The organism is Streptomyces sp. NPDC111628 (genome assembly GCF_055635195.1).
The window spans coordinates 523,269-538,233 of record NZ_JBVKBZ010000001.1; the positions used below are offsets into that span (position 1 = coordinate 523,269).

The window sequence follows — 14,965 nt, forward strand, 5'->3', positions numbered from 1 at the left end:
CGGGCGGCGACGCCGGTGTCGCCCATTTGTTTTGACCGCAGCGAATGCGCTAGGTACGCTCAGACCTTGTGCCTGGGGTGTGCCCTGGCCCTCGTGCGTGTCTACAGCCGCACCGGGGCCGTGTGTGGCCACCGCATTTCGCGTCTCCTTCCGCCTCGCGGCCGGAGTTCGCGGCTTCGACACACCCGACCGCGTGGGTCGGTGACGTTCCAGGTTAGCTTCACCATTCGGCACACAGAAACCGGAGAAGTAGTGCCTACGATCCAGCAGCTGGTCCGGAAGGGCCGGCAGGACAAGGTCGAGAAGAACAAGACGCCCGCACTCGAGGGTTCGCCCCAGCGTCGTGGCGTCTGCACGCGTGTGTTCACGACCACCCCGAAGAAGCCGAACTCGGCCCTGCGTAAGGTCGCGCGTGTGCGTCTGACCAGTGGGATCGAGGTCACCGCTTACATTCCGGGTGAGGGGCACAACCTGCAGGAGCACTCCATCGTGCTCGTGCGCGGCGGCCGTGTGAAGGACCTGCCGGGTGTTCGCTACAAGATCATCCGCGGTTCGCTTGACACCCAGGGTGTGAAGAACCGCAAGCAGGCCCGCAGCCGCTACGGCGCCAAGAAGGAGAAGTAAGAATGCCTCGTAAGGGCCCCGCCCCGAAGCGCCCGGTCATCATCGACCCGGTCTACGGTTCTCCTCTGGTGACCTCCCTGATCAACAAGGTGCTGCTGAACGGCAAGCGCTCCACCGCCGAGCGCATCGTCTACGGCGCCATGGAGGGCCTGCGCGAGAAGACCGGCAACGACCCGGTCATCACGCTCAAGCGCGCTCTCGAGAACATCAAGCCGACCCTCGAGGTCAAGTCCCGCCGTGTCGGTGGCGCGACCTACCAGGTCCCGATCGAGGTCAAGCCGGGCCGTGCGAACACGCTCGCCCTGCGCTGGCTGGTCGGTTACTCCCGCGCCCGTCGCGAGAAGACCATGACCGAGCGTCTGCTCAACGAGCTCCTCGACGCCTCCAACGGCCTGGGTGCCGCTGTGAAGAAGCGCGAGGACACGCACAAGATGGCCGAGTCCAACAAGGCCTTCGCGCACTACCGCTGGTAGTCGCTACCCACATCGAGACCGAGAGAAGACTGAAGCCTTATGGCTACCACTTCACTTGACCTGGCCAAGGTCCGCAACATCGGGATCATGGCCCACATCGACGCGGGCAAGACGACCACCACCGAGCGGATCCTGTTCTACACCGGCGTTTCGTACAAGATCGGTGAGGTCCACGACGGCGCCGCCACGATGGACTGGATGGAGCAGGAGCAGGAGCGTGGCATCACGATCACGTCTGCTGCCACCACCTGTCACTGGCCGCTCGAGGACAACGACTACACGATCAACATCATCGACACCCCGGGGCACGTCGACTTCACCGTCGAGGTGGAGCGTTCCCTGCGTGTGCTCGACGGTGCCGTGACCGTGTTCGACGGTGTCGCCGGTGTCGAGCCGCAGTCCGAGACGGTGTGGCGTCAGGCCGACCGTTACGGCGTGCCGCGTATCTGCTTCGTCAACAAGCTGGACCGCACCGGCGCCGAGTTCCACCGCTGCGTGGAGATGATCTCGGACCGCCTGGGTGCCCAGCCGCTGGTCATGCAGCTCCCGATCGGTGCCGAGGCCGACTTCAAGGGCGTCGTGGACCTGGTCCGCATGAAGGCGCTCGTGTGGTCCGCCGACGCGGCCAAGGGCGAGATGTACGACACCGTCGACATCCCGGCCACGCACACCGAGGCCGCCGAGGAGTGGCGCGGCAAGCTGGTCGAGGCCGTCGCGGAGAACGACGAAGAGGTCATGGAGCTGTTCCTGGAGGGCCAGGAGCCCACCGAGGAGCAGCTGTACGCCGCGATCCGTCGCATCACCATCGCCTCCGGCAAGTCCAGCGACACCACGGTCACCCCGGTGTTCTGCGGCACCGCGTTCAAGAACAAGGGCGTCCAGCCCCTGCTCGACGCGGTCGTGCGCTACCTGCCGACCCCGCTCGACGTCGAGGCCATCGAGGGCCACGACGTCAAGGACCCCGAGGTCGTCGTCAAGCGCAAGCCGTCGGAGGAGGAGCCGCTCGCCGCGCTCGCCTTCAAGATCATGAGCGACCCGCACCTCGGCAAGCTCACCTTCGTCCGGGTGTACTCCGGCCGCCTGGTGTCCGGCACCGCGGTGCTGAACTCCGTCAAGGGCCGCAAGGAGCGCATCGGCAAGATCTACCGCATGCACGCCAACAAGCGTGAGGAGATCGAGTCGGTGGGCGCCGGTGACATCGTCGCCGTCATGGGCCTGAAGCAGACCACCACCGGTGAGACGCTGTCCGACGACAAGAGCCCGGTCATCCTGGAGTCCATGGACTTCCCGGCGCCGGTCATCCAGGTCGCCATCGAGCCCAAGTCGAAGGGCGACCAGGAGAAGCTCGGCGTCGCGATCCAGCGCCTGGCCGAGGAGGACCCCTCCTTCCAGGTCCACACCAACGAGGAGACCGGCCAGACCATCATCGGTGGTATGGGCGAGCTGCACCTCGAGGTGCTGGTCGACCGCATGCGCCGTGAGTTCAAGGTCGAGGCCAACGTCGGCAAGCCGCAGGTCGCCTACCGTGAGACGATCCGCAAGACCGTCGAGCGCGTGGACTACACCCACAAGAAGCAGACCGGTGGTACCGGTCAGTTCGCCAAGGTGCAGATCGCGATCGAGCCGATCGAGGGCGGCGACGCCTCGTACGAGTTCGTGAACAAGGTGACCGGCGGCCGCATCCCGAAGGAGTACATCCCTTCGGTGGACGCCGGTGCCCAGGAGGCCATGCAGTTCGGCATCCTGGCCGGCTACGAGATGACGGGCGTCCGCGTCACGCTCATCGACGGTGGCTACCACGAGGTCGACTCCTCCGAGCTCGCCTTCAAGATCGCCGGTTCGCAGGCCTTCAAGGAGGCCGCGCGCAAGGCTTCGCCCGTGCTCCTCGAGCCGATGATGGCCGTCGAGGTCACCACGCCCGAGGACTACATGGGCGACGTGATCGGTGACATCAACTCCCGCCGTGGCCAGATCCAGGCCATGGAGGAGCGGATGGGTGCCCGCGTCGTGAAGGGCCTCGTGCCGCTGTCGGAGATGTTCGGCTACGTCGGAGACCTCCGCAGCAAGACGTCGGGTCGCGCAAGCTACTCGATGCAGTTCGACTCCTACGCCGAGGTTCCCCGGAACGTCGCCGAGGAGATCATCGCGAAGGCCAAGGGCGAGTAACGGACTCCTCCGTTCAACGGACCCCGTGAACACGCTTTAGGCTTGACCCCGGAGCCTGCATGGGGCATTCCGCCGCGAACCCGGCGGAATGCCCCCGGCACCCGGGCTTTCCAGCAAAGATCACCTGGCGCCGATGAGTAAGGCGTACAGAACCACTCCACAGGAGGACCCCAGTGGCGAAGGCGAAGTTCGAGCGGACTAAGCCGCACGTCAACATCGGCACCATCGGTCACATCGACCACGGTAAGACGACCCTCACGGCCGCCATTACCAAGGTGCTGCACGACGCGTACCCGGACATCAACGAGGCGTCGGCGTTCGACCAGATCGACAAGGCTCCCGAAGAGCGCCAGCGCGGTATCACCATCTCGATCGCGCACGTCGAGTACCAGACCGAGGCGCGTCACTACGCCCACGTCGACTGCCCCGGTCACGCGGACTACATCAAGAACATGATCACGGGTGCCGCGCAGATGGACGGCGCCATCCTCGTGGTCGCCGCCACCGACGGCCCGATGCCGCAGACCAAGGAGCACGTGCTCCTGGCCCGCCAGGTCGGCGTTCCGTACATCGTCGTCGCCCTGAACAAGGCCGACATGGTGGACGACGAGGAGATCCTGGAGCTCGTCGAGCTCGAGGTGCGTGAGCTCCTCTCCGAGTACGAGTTCCCGGGCGACGACGTTCCGGTCGTCAAGGTCTCCGCTCTGAAGGCCCTCGAGGGCGACAAGGAGTGGGGCAACTCGGTCCTCGAGCTCATGAAGGCCGTGGACGAGGCCATCCCGGAGCCCGAGCGCGACGTCGACAAGCCGTTCCTGATGCCGATCGAGGACGTCTTCACGATCACCGGTCGTGGCACCGTCGTCACCGGTCGCATCGAGCGCGGCATCCTCAAGGTCAACGAGACCGTCGACATCATCGGCATCAAGACCGAGAAGACCACCACCACGGTCACCGGTATCGAGATGTTCCGGAAGCTCCTCGACGAGGGCCAGGCCGGTGAGAACGTCGGTCTGCTGCTTCGCGGCATCAAGCGCGAGGACGTCGAGCGCGGCCAGGTCATCATCAAGCCGGGCTCGGTCACCCCGCACACCGAGTTCGAGGCCCAGGCCTACATCCTGTCGAAGGACGAGGGTGGCCGTCACACCCCCTTCTTCAACAACTACCGTCCGCAGTTCTACTTCCGTACGACGGACGTGACCGGCGTCGTGACCCTCCCCGAGGGCACCGAGATGGTCATGCCGGGTGACAACACCGAGATGAAGGTGGAGCTCATCCAGCCCGTCGCCATGGAAGAGGGCCTGAAGTTCGCCATCCGCGAGGGTGGCCGGACCGTGGGCGCCGGCCAGGTCACCAAGATCAACAAGTAAGCTCCGCTTGCTTGTCGGTCGACCCGACCTGACATGGGCTGATGCCTGAAAGGGCCCGTACGACTTCGGTCGTACGGGCCCTTTCGTCGTGTGCGGCCCGGTCCGGCCGCCGCCCGGGCGGTGGCCGTGAAGGCGCGGAGTTGGCGCCGTGATCGTCCGGTGGACGGTTCCCGGCCGATCATGGGGCACCGGTGCCGCCGGCGTGGTCCGCACGCGGGCGCCGGGCGGGACGTCGGCAGCGCACCGCCCGCGCCGGTTGCCCAAGCCCACCCGCCGGGCCGGCCCCGTCGGTCCCCGTCCGAGGAAGACTCATGCGACGTACCAGACCTGTTCTTCTCGGCCTGCTGGCCGCCGTCCTGGCCGCCGGTCCGCTCGCGACCCCCGCGGGTGCGGTGAGCGGGACCCCCGTCACCGAGATCCCCGACCCGCCCGCGCCACCGGCCGGCGAGACCGCCTACGCCTTCACCGCCCGCCTCGACATCGGCGACGGCACCCGCGCCTGCTCGGGCACCCTGGTCGAGTCGCAGTGGCTGCTGACCGCCGCCAGCTGCTTCGCCGAGGACCCCGCCGTGAGCCTGGACGTGCCGGCCGGTGCGCCCCGGTCGGCGACCACCGCCACCGTCGGCCGTGCCGACCTGACCGGCACCGCGGGGGCGGTCCGCGACGTCGTCGAACTCGTTCCGCACCCCGGCCGCGACCTGGTCCTGGCCAGGCTCTCCTCGCGGATCACCAACGTCACCCCGGTCGCGCTGGCCTCCTCGGCCCCGGTGGCGGGCGAGGAACTCCGGGTCACCGGCTACGGCCGTACCGCCGACGCCTGGGCGCCCCTGGCGCTGCACGGCGGCGACTTCACCACGGGGACGGTCGGTGCCGCCGAGGTCGGCATCACCGGCCAGGACGGCGCCGCGGTCTGCGCCGGTGACGCCGGTGGCCCGGTCCTGCGCGAGACCGCCCAGGGCGCCGAGCTGGTCGCGGTCAGCAGCCGCTCCGCGCAGGGCGGCTGCTTCGGCACGGACGAGAGCGTCACGAGCACCGACGCCGTCGGCACCCGGCTGGACGACATCACGTCCTGGATCGGCGTCCAGGTCGCCCGCTGGGCCCTGAAGGCGAACGTGAACGGCAAGTACGTGTCGACCGAGCTGAACGCCACCGGCGACCAGGCGGGCAAGCTGCGGGCGCGCAGTGACACCAAGTACGGCTGGGAGCAGTTCACCCTGCACACTCGTGACGGCGGTACGACCGTGGCGCTGCGTTCCGAGGCCAACGGCCGCTACGTCAGCGTCGAGAAGAACATGACCGGTGACTACACGGGCATGCTCCGCGCCCGCACCGAAACCCCCTACAGCTGGGAGATGTTCACCCTGGTGCCCCAGGGGAGCCTGGGCTACGCGCTGAGGTCGGAGCTCACCGGCAAGTACGTCACGGTGGAGGCCAACTTCACCGGGCAGGACGAGGGCCTGCTGCGGGCCCGCAGCGACAGCGTCGCCGGCTGGGAGCGCTTCTCGCTGACGCACGCCGACAACTACCAGGTGGTGGGTTCGGACCCGGCCGCCCCGGCTCCGCTGCCGCTGGGCTGACCCGGGCCGTCCGAACGGAACGCGGGCCCGGACGCCGCGACGCGTCCGGGCCCCGCCCTCGCCTTCACGGGGCCCGGCGTCGCCGCTCAGGTGCGTGATCCGCCACGGGCCGCCGGTTCCCGCTCGTACTGTTCCCGCCCGTGCTCTTCCCGCGCCGTACGGGTCCGGCCGAGGGCGGTGAGGGCACGGCCCACGTCGTGCAGCAGGTGTCCGGCCCCGACGACGTCGCCGGAACCGCGGCTCATCTCCAGCGCCTCGGTGAGGGCGGCCAGCGCCTGCTCCGCGTCCCCCCGCTCCAGCAGCAGCTGGCCCGACCGGTGCAGGGTCCGGGCCCGGCCGATCGTGTGGCCGAGCGACGCGTAGATCCCGGACGCCTCGTCCAGCTGCCGCCGTGCGGCGTCCTCGCGTCCCTCGTGCAGCAGGACATGGGTGCTCTGGGTGAGCACGCAGGCCCGGCCCACCGGGTCGTCGCACGCCGCGAAGTCCTCCATGGCCCGCGCGTACAGCTCCCCGGCGGTGGCGTGGTCGCCCTCCCGCCGGGCGAGGAGCGCGAGGTCCCGGCGGCACAGGGCCCGGCCCCGGGGATCGTCGCAGACCAGGAAGAGGCCCAGCGCCGACTCCAGGAGGTTCCGGGCCGAGGCGGGCTGCCCCCGGCGCAGGTGGAGCGACCCGAGACCGGCGCGTACCGCCGCGGTGCCGCGCAGGTTTCCCGCCCGGGTCACGGCCTCCAGCGCCCGCAGGTGGGTGCGCTCCCACAGGTCGTGGTGGCCGCGCACCTCGAAGAGGGTGACCAGGGTGGTTGCCAGGTCCCAGCTCAGGTCGTCAAGCCCCTCGTCCGCCGCGTGCTCCACCATCCGGCACAGGGCGCCGCGTTCCGCGTCCAGCCAGGCCACGGGGTCGGTCAGCAGCCGGTCCACGTACGGCTTCGGCGGGGACCAGCGGGGTGCGTCGCCGTGCAGCACCGTGAAGTCGCCGCCGTGCACCCGGCGGTGTGCCTCCTGTGCCAGGTGCAGCCATCCGCCGGCCATCCGGGCCAGGGCCGCGCCGCGCGGCTCTGTACCGTCCTGAGCGGCGAGCAGCTCCCCGGCGTAGACGCGGGTGAGCTCGTGGAACCGGTACTGGAAGTCGCCCGCGCCGTCCACCCCGGCGACGTCCAGCAGACCGGCGCCGACCAGGGGGTCGAACAGGTCGGTGAGGCACGGGCGGCGGTCGTCGGTGAGGGCCCCGGCCAGCCAGCCGGGGAGGGTGGGGGTCCGGGCCATGCCGAGCAGCCGCAGCAGTCGCCGGTCCTTCTCCTCCAGTGCGTGGTACGTCGGCGACAGGCTGCCCCGCACGGTGAGTCCGCCGTGGGTCAGTTCGTCCAGGCGACGCCGTTCGTCGGTCAGCCGGTGGACCATGGAGGCCAGCGTCCAGTGGGGGCGGGCCGCCAGCCGCGCGGCCACGATGCGCAGCGCGAGGGGGAGTCGCCCCACCGTGCGGACGAGCGCCTCGGCCGCCGCCCGTTCCCGGTCCACGCGTGGCCGGCCCACCACACGGGCGAGCAGTTCCAGCGCACGCTCCTCGTCGAGGACGTCGACTTCGACCCGGTGCGCGCCGGGCAGCGCGGTCAGCCCGGAGCGGCTCGTGACGAGGACCCGGCACGGGCCGCCGCCGGGCAGCAGCGGCAGGACCTGCCCCTCGTCCGCGGCGTCGTCCAGCACGACCAGGATGCGGCGGGCGGCGACCCGTGTGCGGTACGACTCGGCGCGCTCGTCCGGGGAGTCGGGAATCAGCTCGCCGGGTACGCCGAGCGCCCGCAGGAACCGGCCGAGCACCTCCGTGGGAGTCGCGGGGGAGGCGGTGGTGCCGCGCAGGTCGCAGTAGAGCTGGCCGTCGGGGAAGGCCGTCGCGGCCAGCCGGTGGGCCAGGCGCACGGCCGTGGCCGACTTGCCGGTTCCCGGCTTGCCGGTGATCACGACCGGCCCCCCGCTCCTCCCCGTTCCGCCGCCCGCCGTCCTGTCCTCGCCCGCCGTCCTGTCGCCGCCCGTCAGGACGGCTTCCAGCTCGGTCGGACGACCCGGTCCGGTCACGAAGTCGGGTACGTCGGCGGGAAGCTGGCGAGGGACCACGGGGCCGGGTCCGGGCGGGTCCGAGGCGGGGCCCGAGGCGGCGTCCGGCGGTCGCGGCGCGGGTGGCACGGCGCTCCCGGCGGGGATGCCGGGCGCGGCGCCCAGGGAGAGGCGGTCGGCCAGGACGGCGGCCTCCAGCCCCCTGAGTTCGGCCCCGGGCTCCAGCCCCAGTTCCCGGATCAGCAGGTCCCGGCCCCGGCGGTAGGTCCGCAGGGCGTCGGCCCGTCTCCCGGAGCGGTACAGGGCGGTCATCAGCTGTCCCCGCAGCCGCTCCCGCAGCGGGTGCTCGCCGACGAGCACCTCCAGTTCCCCGGCCAGGTGTTCGTGCCGGTCGAGTTCCAGCTCCAGCTGGACACGGAGTTCCGTGGCCGCCAGCCGCTCCTCGTCCAGGTGACGGGTCCGGTGGGCCAGCCGGTGGTTGTCCAGGCCGCTGAGGCAGTCCCCCTGCCAGAGCGCCGCGGCCGTGCGCAGCCGGGCCACCGCGTCTTCCCGGTGGCCCTGCCGGCCGAGCCCTCTGGCCTCGGCCACGAGGGCGGTGAAGAGTGCGGCGTCCACGTTGCCGGGCTCCGTGGTGAGGACGTAGCCGGCGGGCCGGGTCGCGATGGTCGCCGGGCGGGCCGCCCGGCCGAGGAGTGTGCGCAGCCGGGAGACGCAGATCTGCACCTGCGCGCGAGCCGTCTTCGGCGGGGCGTCGCCCCACAGGAGATCGACCAGGTGGTCCGTGCCGACCACCTGGCCGGCGCGCAGCAGCAGGGCGGCGAGGATGACCTCCTGACGTCCCGGCGTCACGTGGAGCGGGCCGTCGGGTCCGTGCACCTGGAGCGGCCCGAGAAGGGTGAGGGAGGGGCGCTCCCCGTCCGGGACCGCTCCTGGTGATTCCCCGACCACGCATTCCCCCCAACACTCCCCGCGCCACACCGGGAGCGACCGTCCGTTCGATTACTGCCTTTCCTGTCCCCGGGCCTCGGCGCGTATGCCCGAACGCGAGGGGAAACTCGATGGCCGGACGGCGTTTGCCGAGTGTTCGTCTCCTCTCGCTTTCCCTCGCCGCTCCCACCGTGCTGCGCCCGCGCCGCTCCCACCGTGCTGCGCCCGCGCCGCCCGCTCTGCCCGCTTCGCCGCTCCGCCCGCTCTGCCCGCTCCGCCGTGCCGCCCGCTCCGCCGCGCCGCCGCGCCGCCCGTTCCGCCGTGTCACCCGCCGAGGCTTCCGCCGGGCCGTCGCAGTGCCACCGCGGCCGGGACGAGCGACGCGGTGGTCGCGAGTACCGCGCAGACGCCCGCGGCCGTGCCGGCGGCCGCCCACGGCAGTACCGGAGGGGCGGGCACCGAGAGAAGGGCGAGCGCCGCCCACATCCCGGCCAGGTCGAGTCCGGCGACGGCCAGGCCCAGGAGGGCGCCGACCGCGACCACCGTCAGGGACTCGGCGGCCACCAGGCGCAGCACCTGCCCGTCGGTGGCCCCGGCGAGGCGCAGGACCGACTGCTCGCGGACTCGGGCGGGCGCCGCCATCAGCACGGTGTTGACCACCGAGATCCCCGTGTAGAGCAGCGCGATGCCGAGGACCAGGAGGAGACCGGCCCGCGTCGCGCCCCCCGAGCCCGCGGACGCCGCGTCGGCCCACGCGTGCCCGCTCGACACCCGCCCGCCGGACGGCGCCACCGCCGCCCGCAGCCCGGCGGCCACCGCGTCCGGGTCGGCGCCGTCGGTGAGCGCGACGTCCACCCGGTCGACCGGGGCACCGGGCGCGTTGGCCGCGGTGACGTAGACGCCGTTGTCACCGGTGCCGGTGTCCATCACGGCGGCGACGCGCAGCACCCGCTCGGTGCCGTCCCCGAGCCAGACCCGCACGCTCCGGCCGACCGCGTGCTCCTGCCACTCCTCGTTCACGATGATCGAGTGGTCGTCGAGGTCGGCGACCCGGCCCTCCGCCACCGGGAGCCGGGCGGTCGCCGCGAGGGCCCCGGGGCCGTCGACGGCGCGCGCCTCGGATCGGACGAGGGCCACGCCGTCCTCCAGGACGTACACATCGCCCGCCGCGCTCGGGGAGATCCGCGCCCCGGGGACCGCGCGCAGGCGGTCCAGCGTCGCCGTGTCGAAGCCCGCGTCGGACGGCGCCGCGACCACGAAGGCCGCGGTGGTCCGCGCCCGGGTCTCGGCGGCCCTCGCCCCGTCCAGCGTCGCGACGGCGCCGAGCAGGGAGCCCGTGAGCGCGACCGTGACCAGCACGGGCGCCGCCAGGGCCGCGGTGCGGCGGACACCGGTCGCGGCGTTCTCCCGGACCAGCAGGCCCGTGGCGCCCGGCAGGCGGGCCGGCAGCCGGGTGAGCAGCCGCGTCAGCGGGCGCACCACGACCGGCGCGAGCAGCGCGGCCGCGGTGATCAGCAGCATCGGCCGGGTGACGTAGGTCTTGCGGTGCAGCAGGTCGCCCGGGTCCGCGGCGAGGGCGAGGCCGAGCGTCACCAGTGCGGTCAGCAGCAGCGCCAGCCCCGCCAGCCACCGCGCCCGGGTCGTCGCCCCGGTGTCCGCCGCCGCCTCCCGCAGCGCTTCGACGGGGCCGGTGCGCCCCGCCCGCCAGGAGGCGGCGACCGCCCCGCACAGGGCGACCAAAAGCCCGGTCCAGAAGGCGAGGTGATACGGCCAGGTGTGGTCGCCGAGGGTGAACCAGGCCGGGGCCAGGCCCTCGCCGACGACCCGGCGCGTCAGCGGCGGCGCGCCGTACGCGCCCAGCACGCAGCCCGTGCCGGAGGCGAGTACGCCGACCACCGCGGCCTCGGTGAGCACCGTCCGCCGCAGCTGCCCCGGCGTCGCGCCCGCGGTGCGCAGCAGCCCGAACTCCCGGCGGCGCTGGGCGACCGCGAAGGCGAAGGTGGAGGACACGACGAACACCGACACGAAGGCACAGACGCCGCCGGCCGTGCCGAACAGTGCGTTGAGCGCGGTCAGCGCCTCCTCGTCCCGGTGCGGGTCGGCGTCCGCGTACCGCCGCTCGGCGCCGGTGAGCACCCGGACGCCCGCACCCTCCCGCCCCGCGCCCCGCACCGCGTCCCGTACGGCGGAAGCCTCCGCGTCCACCGCCAACTGCACGCTGAGCGGGGCTAGTTCGGCAGCCCGTGCGTCGGTGAAGAAGACGGCGTCCTCGAAGCCGAGTCCGGGTACGGTCCCCACGACCCGCAGGGTGCCCCGGTCCGTGCGCACCCGCTCGCCCGGCGCGGCCCAGCTGCCGGTGACGACGACCTCGTCGGCGGCGCGGGGCGCACGGCCGGCGTCGAGGCGGTACGGGGCGAACGCGGCGGTGGACCAGGGGTGGCCGACCAGCTCACCGGGCCCGCGCCCGCCCCTCCCGCGCACCGGGAAGGACCGGTCCTCGACGACGCCGCCGAGCCGCTCCAGCCGGGCCACGACCGCGGCGGGCACGGCACGCGGCCGCGCCAGCTCCTCCGTACGGTCACCGGAGGGCGTCGGCACCCGCAGGGTGTCCTGCCCCCGGACCACCACCGGCGCCGCGGCGAACCGTTCCGGCGCCGGGTCGGGCGCGTCCAGCGAGGCCGCCAGGGCCCGTCCGGTCACGGCCAGCAGCGCGACCCCGAGCGCCAACGCGACGAAGCTCCCGGTGAAGGTGACCCAACGGGTGCGCAGCGTGCACAGGGCGACGGTCAGCACGGGCGCCTCCGGTCTGGACGGACGGGCGGGTGGGGTCGGCGCGGGTTCAGCACGGCGCGGCCTCCAGGCGGGTCATGCGGGCGGCGATGCCGTCCGCCCCGGAGCCGGTCAGTTCGTCGTGGACCCGGCCGTCGACGAGGAAGAGCACCCGGTCGGCGTAGGAGGCGGCGACCGGGTCGTGGGTGACCATGACGACCGTCCGGTCCTCGCCGTCGGCCATGGCGCGCAGCAGGGTGAGCACCTCGCGGCCGGCGCGCGAGTCCAGCGCCCCCGTCGGCTCGTCGGCGAACAGCACCTCGGGGCGGGTGATCAGCGCGCGGGCCAGGGCGACGCGTTGCTGCTGGCCGCCGGACAGCTCGGCCGGCCGGTGCCGGGCGCGGTCGGCCAGACCGACCTGGCGCAGCGCCTCGCGCACCCGGCCCCGCGGCGGGCGGCGTCCGGCCAGCCGTATCGGGAGTGCCACGTTCTGCGCGGCGGTCAGCGACGGCAGCAGGTTGAACGCCTGGAAGACGAAGCCGACGCGTTCCCGGCGCAGCAGCGTCAGCCGCCGCCGGCTCAGCCCGGTCAGCTCGGTGCCGCCGACGACGACCGACCCCGACGTGGGCCGGTCCAGTCCGGCGGCGCACTGGAGCAGCGTCGACTTGCCCGAACCCGAGGGGCCCATGACGGCGGTGAAGCTGCCGCGGCGGAAGGAGAGGGACACGTCGTCGAGGGCGGTCACGGTGCTGTCGCCCGCGCCGTACCGTCTACTGACGGAACTCAGTCGGATCGCGTCGTCGCTGGTCATCGGTCTCCATTTCCCGAAGTCCGAGCTGTTCGATGGGGTGCCCGGTGCGCCAACGAAACCGCGCGGGGCGGCACCGGCGCAGTGCGGCAGGGGCTAGAGCGGGGGTATGGCCTGCCCCACCCCCGTTGCTCCGCCTGGGCCGATGGCCGCGCCGCCGGTCGCGGTCCTACGGTGAGCCGCATGCGCTCTCGCGACCTGTGGCAGGCCCTGTCCGCCCGCCGCTATCTGCTCTCCGCCTGGCCGTGGCGGGCGACCGCCTACCTGGTGACCGGGGCGATGGCCGGCGCCGCGACACTGGTGGGCCTCGCGGTCGCCCTCGTCGTCGGGGGCGCCCTGACCGTCGTGCTGGTGGGGCTGCCGCTGCTGGTGCTCACCGCCCTCGCCGGTATCCCCGTGGCCCGCCTGGAGCGGCAGCGGCTGCGACTGATCGACCGCGCTCCCGCCCCCGCCCGGCCGGTACTGCAGCCGTCCGCCACCGGGCCGTGGCCCTGGCTGATCACCCGGCTGCGCGAGCGGGCGACCTGGCGGGAGCTGGGCCACGCGCTGCTGTTCGCCCTCTTCCTGTGGCCGCTGGACGCCCTGGCCGTCGTCCTCGCCCTGGGGACGCCGCTGCACCTGGCCGCCACCCCGCTGGTGATGGCCACCGCAGGCGGCGGCGAGGAGGCGAAGGTCCTCAAGCAGTGGACGGTCACCACCTGGCCGGCCGCGTCCGGCGTCGCCGCGCTCGGGCTGCTGCTCCTCGCCCTGGGCGGCTACGCGCTGGGCCTGGCGGCGGGCGTGCGGGCCGAGCTGACCCGCGTCCTCGTGGCCGCCCCGCACGAGGGCGACCCGGAGGCCAGGGTCGTCGAACTCACCCGCTCACGGGCCCGGTTGGTGGACGCCTTCGAGGCCGAGCGGCGCCGCATCGAACGCGACCTGCACGACGGCGCCCAGCAGCGCCTGGTCGCCCTGACGATGGCCCTCGGCCTGGCCCGCCTGGACGCGCCGCCCGGTCCGCTGGCCGACCAGCTGGCCAAGGCGCACGGGGAGGCGGGCAGGGCCCTGGAGGAACTGCGCGAGCTGATCCACGGCATCCACCCCAAGGTCCTCGCCGACTACGGCCTGCCCGCGGCGGTCGCCGACGCCGCCGACCGCTCCGCCGTCCCCGTCGACGTCGCCCTGGAACTGCCCGGACGGCTGCCCCGGGCGGTGGAGGCCGCCGCCTACTTCGTGGTCTGCGAGGCCCTCGCCAACGTCGGCAGGCACAGCGGCGCCGACCGCGCGGAGGTGACCGGCGGCCACCGGGACGGACGGCTCCTCCTCCGCGTCCGCGACGACGGCCGGGGCGGGGCCGACGTCGCGGCGGGCAGCGGGCTGACCGGACTCGCCGACCGGGTGTCGGTCCTGGATGGCAGACTCTCCCTGTCCAGCCCGCCGGGCGGACCGACCCTGCTGAGCGTGGAGATTCCTTGCGAGTGGACCGAACGCTTCGGGTAGTGCTCGCCGAGGACAGTGTGCTGCTGCGGGACGGCCTGACCGGCCTGCTGGCCCGCTTCGGCCACGAGGTCGTCGCGGCCGTCGGCGACGCGGACGCACTCGTCGCCGCGGTCACGGAGCACGCCCCGGACATCGTCGTCACCGACGTCCGCATGCCGCCCGGCTTCCAGGACGAGGGCCTGCACGCGGCCGTACGCCTGCGCGAGGAGCGGCCCGCCCTGCCCGTCCTCGTCCTCAGCCAGTACGTGCAACGGGCCTACGCGGCCGAGCTGCTGGACTCCGGCGACGGCACCGGCGTCGGCTATCTGCTCAAGGACCGCGTCGGCCAGGTCGAGGAGTTCGTCGACGCGCTGGCCGAGGTCGCGGACGGCGGCACGGTCGTCGACCCGGAGGTGGTACGCCAGTTGCTGCGCCGCCGCCGGGACCCGCTGGAGCGGCTCAGCCCGCGCGAGCGGGAGGTGCTCGCCCTGATCGCGGAGGGCAGGTCCAACGCGGCCGTCGCCCGTGAACTCGTCGTCTCCGAGGCGGCCGTGGGCAAGCACATCGGCAACATCCTCGCCAAGCTCGACCTGCCCCCGGCGACCGAGACGCACCGCAGGGTGCTGGCGGTGCTGACCTACCTGCGGGGCTGACGCGGTTCGGTGGCGCGGAGCGGTGGCGCGGGTCGAGCGAAGGTGTACGGGTTCGGTCACAACTTCCGCACGGAACGGCACTCTTTCTTCACTCG

General features: G+C 72.9%; 10 protein-coding genes. 7 read left to right on the forward strand and 3 right to left on the reverse strand.

Features of this window, described 5'->3' with window-relative positions; translation table 11 throughout:
* Positions 1 to 252: 252 nt before the first annotated feature.
* The 5 genes from rpsL (at position 253) to ACZ7MF_RS02575 (ending at position 6,207) form a co-directional block, all read left to right on the forward strand.
* A complete protein-coding gene (gene rpsL, locus ACZ7MF_RS02555; protein WP_003948652.1) occupies positions 253 to 624 on the forward strand; it encodes a 30S ribosomal protein S12 in 372 nt (123 codons plus the stop codon).
* Between the two features lie 2 nt (positions 625 to 626).
* Positions 627 to 1,097 (forward strand): 30S ribosomal protein S7, encoded by a 471-nt coding sequence (gene rpsG, locus ACZ7MF_RS02560; protein WP_003974303.1) that lies wholly within the window; start codon positions 627 to 629, stop codon positions 1,095 to 1,097.
* Between the two features lie 39 nt (positions 1,098 to 1,136).
* Positions 1,137 to 3,263: an elongation factor G gene (gene fusA / locus ACZ7MF_RS02565; protein ID WP_361010168.1), complete on the forward strand. Its 2,127-nt coding sequence runs from the start codon at positions 1,137 to 1,139 to the stop codon at positions 3,261 to 3,263.
* 173 nt (positions 3,264 to 3,436) lie between these two features.
* A complete protein-coding gene (gene tuf / locus ACZ7MF_RS02570) occupies positions 3,437 to 4,630 on the forward strand; it encodes an elongation factor Tu (RefSeq protein WP_385348197.1) in 1,194 nt (397 codons plus the stop codon).
* 311 nt (positions 4,631 to 4,941) lie between these two features.
* A complete protein-coding gene (locus ACZ7MF_RS02575) occupies positions 4,942 to 6,207 on the forward strand; it encodes a trypsin-like serine protease (protein WP_471474070.1) in 1,266 nt (421 codons plus the stop codon).
* Positions 6,208 to 6,293: 86 nt separating this feature from the next.
* On the opposite strand, the gene ACZ7MF_RS02580 is transcribed toward ACZ7MF_RS02575, so the two are convergent.
* From ACZ7MF_RS02580 to ACZ7MF_RS02590, 3 genes are all read right to left on the reverse strand, one after another.
* The gene (locus tag ACZ7MF_RS02580) at positions 6,294 to 9,203 is read right to left on the reverse strand and encodes an AfsR/SARP family transcriptional regulator (protein ID WP_471474072.1); all 2,910 of its coding nucleotides are present in this window, start codon (positions 9,201 to 9,203) and stop codon (positions 6,294 to 6,296) included.
* A gap of 303 nt (positions 9,204 to 9,506) precedes the next feature.
* Positions 9,507 to 11,975, reverse strand: coding sequence for an ABC transporter permease (locus ACZ7MF_RS02585; RefSeq protein WP_471474073.1), 2,469 nt, complete (start codon positions 11,973 to 11,975; stop codon positions 9,507 to 9,509).
* 46 nt (positions 11,976 to 12,021) lie between these two features.
* Positions 12,022 to 12,762: an ABC transporter ATP-binding protein gene (locus ACZ7MF_RS02590; protein WP_471474075.1), complete on the reverse strand. Its 741-nt coding sequence runs from the start codon at positions 12,760 to 12,762 to the stop codon at positions 12,022 to 12,024.
* A gap of 180 nt (positions 12,763 to 12,942) precedes the next feature.
* On the opposite strand from ACZ7MF_RS02590, the gene ACZ7MF_RS02595 reads away from it, so the two are divergent.
* Together ACZ7MF_RS02595 and ACZ7MF_RS02600 are read left to right on the forward strand one after the other, a co-directional pair.
* Positions 12,943 to 14,238, forward strand: a complete 1,296-nt coding sequence (locus ACZ7MF_RS02595) for a sensor histidine kinase (protein WP_471474076.1) — start codon at positions 12,943 to 12,945, stop codon at positions 14,236 to 14,238.
* Complete coding sequence (locus tag ACZ7MF_RS02600; RefSeq protein ID WP_471474077.1) at positions 14,238 to 14,870, forward strand: response regulator; 633 nt, start codon at positions 14,238 to 14,240, stop codon at positions 14,868 to 14,870. Before ACZ7MF_RS02595 ends, ACZ7MF_RS02600 begins: the two co-directional genes overlap by 1 nt.
* Positions 14,871 to 14,965 lie beyond the last annotated feature (95 nt).